Below are 3252 nucleotides of genomic sequence, written 5' to 3'. Positions count from 1 at the left end.
TAGACATCTCCAAAAATTCTTGTGGGGTAGGCATCCTGCCTGCCCTTTGAGATTCTTTTGGAAAAGATGACTATTGAACACTCTTGAAGGCTTGACCGATGCTCTGACAACTTACTACTTATGACCGCACCCAGAGAAAAGAAAGGATAATAGCTCCCCCAAACCCCCTCAAATAGTTAAAATGACTTCACAAACGCTTAGAGATTGCGGCTGCTGGGGCGGCTTAAAAATATTGCCCCCCACGAGCCAACTATTAGAAAACGCTGCTTGCCACTAATCGATTCAACTACCCCGCCCTAAGTAGAGGGCGGGGATTGTGAGGGGTAAGTCTCACAACGCAAGTGTTGAATAGCTCACGGAGACACAGTTTGGCACGAACTACCGAATGCTTCCCCAGTTCGGTCTATCTTCAAGCCCTCTTATCAGTGGCGTTGGGTCAAGCCAAGACATCCTGACTGTGTTGAGCGAGGGGACTTAAAACTGTTACTCGAAGGATTATCTCTTTATGCGAGTACCTGTATTATCTGCATCTGGGCAACCGCTAATGCCAACCAAGCCAAGTCGGGCAAGGCGATGGCTAAAAGCTGCTAAAGCCAAGGTTGTCTATAACGACCTCGGGATCTTCCAAGTCCAGTTAATTGAATGCCCGAAAGGTGAAAGAACGCAGCCAATTGCTGTTGGCATCGATCCGGGTAAACTCTACACGGGAATCGGCGTTGGGTCTGCTAAGTTTACTCTCTGGTTGGCACATCTCCAGTTGCCATTCAAAACAGTTAAAGAGCGGATGGAACAACGCCGAATGATGAGGAGAGGGCGTAGAGGTCGTCGAATCGACCGTAAGATTTCGTTCGACAAACGCGCACACCGCCAGAAGCGATTTGACAATCGCCGCCAATGCAAAATACCTCCTAGCATCAGAGCTAATCGCGAATTGGAATTGCGAGTAATTAGCGAGTTGTCATCAATTTACCCGCCTACCGATGTCGTTTACGAAATCGTAAAAGCAGCAGGCGACAAAGGATTTAGTCCTGTGATGGTCGGGCAAAAATGGCAGGTTAAAAACTTAGAAAAGTATGGGAAAGTCAAGCAATGCGAAGGCTGGCAGACGGCGAATACTCGCTGCTTTCTCAAATTAGAAAAACAGAAGCACTCCAAAGGGGATGCTATCCCAGCCACTCATGCAGTTGATGGCGTAGCATTAGCCTGCCAAGCCTTTATTCGGTATGGCATTGTCGATCGTCAAACAATGGGTTGGATAGGAGAGGTTCGCGTTACGCCAGCACCATTTACGGTGATTCGTCGCCCACCAATTTGCCGCCGTCAGTTGCACTTGATGATTCCGAGTAAAGGTGGTATTCGCCGCAAGTATGGCGGCACTGTTACCCGGCATGGTTTTAGAAAAGGCGATTTGGCAATCGCAACTCAAGGCAGCAAAACTTATCAGGGCTGGGTAAGCGGCGACACCGAAAAACAGGTTTCCGTTTCAGACCGAAACTGGAAACGGTTAGGTCAGTTCAGTAAAAACAAAGTCCGTTTGGTACAGCGAAGCACGGGTTTAATCGTGCTGCCAAACCGGAAATTATCAAATTTGATGGCATCGAACCATCAAATTTGACAAGCTATCCCTCTCCGGCCTGCTTCGCTGAGGCCGGAGTCTCCCGCAATAATCAGATGACGAATCAGCCGAACGAATTAGAGGCACAACTGAGTGCGCTCAAACAAGACGCGCAACAAGCAATATCTGTCGCCGAAACTCTCCCGCGCTTGGAAGAACTCCGAGTCGCATATCTGGGTAAGAAAGGTCAAGTGTCCCAGATACTGGGAGGGTTGGGGAAATTATCTGCCCAAGAACGTCCGCGCATTGGGGCATTAGCCAACGAAGTTAAGGAAGCTCTGCAAACTGCCCTCGATAACAAACGGGAAGCTTTGCAAGCTGCCCAAATTGAAGCCCAACTGGAGGCAGAAACTCTGGATGTCACCATGCCGGGAGTTTACCGCCCCCAAGGTCGGGTGCATCCAATCAATTCTGTCATCGATCGCACGATCGATATTTTCGTCGGTCTGGGCTACACCGTAGCCACCGGCCCGGAAATGGAGAACGATTACTATAATTTTGAGGCGTTGAATTTCCTCGCCGACCACCCAGCCCGCGATATGCAGGATACTCTCTACCTGCCAGATGGGAATTTGCTGCGAACTCACACTTCCAACATTCAAATTCACTACATGGAAGAAAACGACCCACCGGTGAGGGTTGTCGCACCTGGGCGGTGTTATCGGCGGGATACAGTCGATGCCACTCACGCCGCCGTCTTCCACCAAATCGAATTTTTTGCCGTTGATGAGGGAATTACTTTCTCAGACCTCAAAGGCACGATTAAGGTATTTTTGGAACAAATGTTTGGCGAAGAAATGCCGATTCGTTTTCGCGCCAGTTATTTCCCTTTCACGGAACCTTCAGCAGAAGTGGATATGCAGTGGAAAGGCAAATGGTTGGAAATCATGGGTTGCGGTATGATCGATCCCAATGTCCTCAAAGCTGTAGGTTACGACCCAGAAGTTTACACGGGATTTGCCGCAGGTTTTGGTGTGGAACGAGTGGCGATGGTGCTGCATCAACTCGATGATATTCGGCGGATGTATAGCAGCGACTTGCGCTTTTTGCGCCAATTCTAATTAATTTCAAATTTGAGATTTCAGATTGCAAATTTAATTAAATCGGCAATCTGAAATTTTAAATTATATTTCATATTGCAAAAAAAAACACTTTCTTATCTGCGTTTATCTGCGTTTATCTGTCTTAATCTGTGGTAAAAATTTAACCCGTAATTCCCACAGATAATCTTTCGTATCACTGATGTACAAACGGACACAATATCAAATCTGCAATCTGCAATCTAAAATCTGAAATTACCAATTTCATTTTAAATGGCAAATCGAATTCAATCTGAAATTAGCAATCTGCGATCTGAAATTATCAACGAGTAGTTGACTGGCTTCCTCAGCCGAAAGGGGATGGCTGAAGAGAAAACCTTGCATTTCTTCGCAATTGAGCGATCGCAAGCAGTTCATTTGTTCTACAGTTTCCACCCCTTCCGCCACAACGCTCAAGTTGAGACCTCGGCCCAAGGCAATGATGGCGCTGGTAATGGCGGCGGACTGGGGATCGTTCTCCAGATCCCTGACAAAGGCTCGATCGATTTTCAGCGTGTCGAACCCAAATTTCTTCAGATAGTTGAGGGAAGAATAACC

General features: G+C 47.4%; 3 protein-coding genes. 2 read left to right on the top strand and 1 reads right to left on the bottom strand.

The genetic code is table 11. The features are described from left to right. Positions 1 to 505 precede the first annotated feature (505 nt). Together H6S82_RS25325 and pheS are read left to right on the top strand one after the other, a co-directional pair. Positions 506 to 1615 (top strand): RRXRR domain-containing protein, encoded by a 1110-nt coding sequence (locus H6S82_RS25325; RefSeq protein WP_190473727.1) that lies wholly within the window; start codon positions 506 to 508, stop codon positions 1613 to 1615. Between the two features lie 56 nt (positions 1616 to 1671). Continuing rightward, positions 1672 to 2676 (top strand): phenylalanine--tRNA ligase subunit alpha, encoded by a 1005-nt coding sequence (gene pheS, locus H6S82_RS25320; RefSeq protein ID WP_190473729.1) that lies wholly within the window; start codon positions 1672 to 1674, stop codon positions 2674 to 2676. Between the two features lie 243 nt (positions 2677 to 2919). Here the strand turns inward: pheS and H6S82_RS25315 are convergent. Then, a partial coding sequence (locus H6S82_RS25315; RefSeq protein ID WP_191056899.1) for an EAL domain-containing protein occupies positions 2920 to 3252 on the bottom strand: 333 nt, incomplete at its 5' end.

This window comes from Planktothrix sp. FACHB-1355 (genome assembly GCF_014748295.1).
Classification (GTDB): domain Bacteria; phylum Cyanobacteriota; class Cyanobacteriia; order Cyanobacteriales; family Aerosakkonemataceae; genus Aerosakkonema; species Aerosakkonema funiforme_A.
This window is presented reverse-complemented; position numbering and strand designations above follow the sequence as displayed.

Coding starts and splice junctions, on each gene's coding strand:
- H6S82_RS25325 (WP_190473727.1), top strand. CDS start 506: ATGCGAGTACCTGTATTATCTGCATCTGGGCAACCGCTAATGCCAACC.
- pheS (WP_190473729.1), top strand. CDS start 1,672: ATGACGAATCAGCCGAACGAATTAGAGGCACAACTGAGTGCGCTCAAA.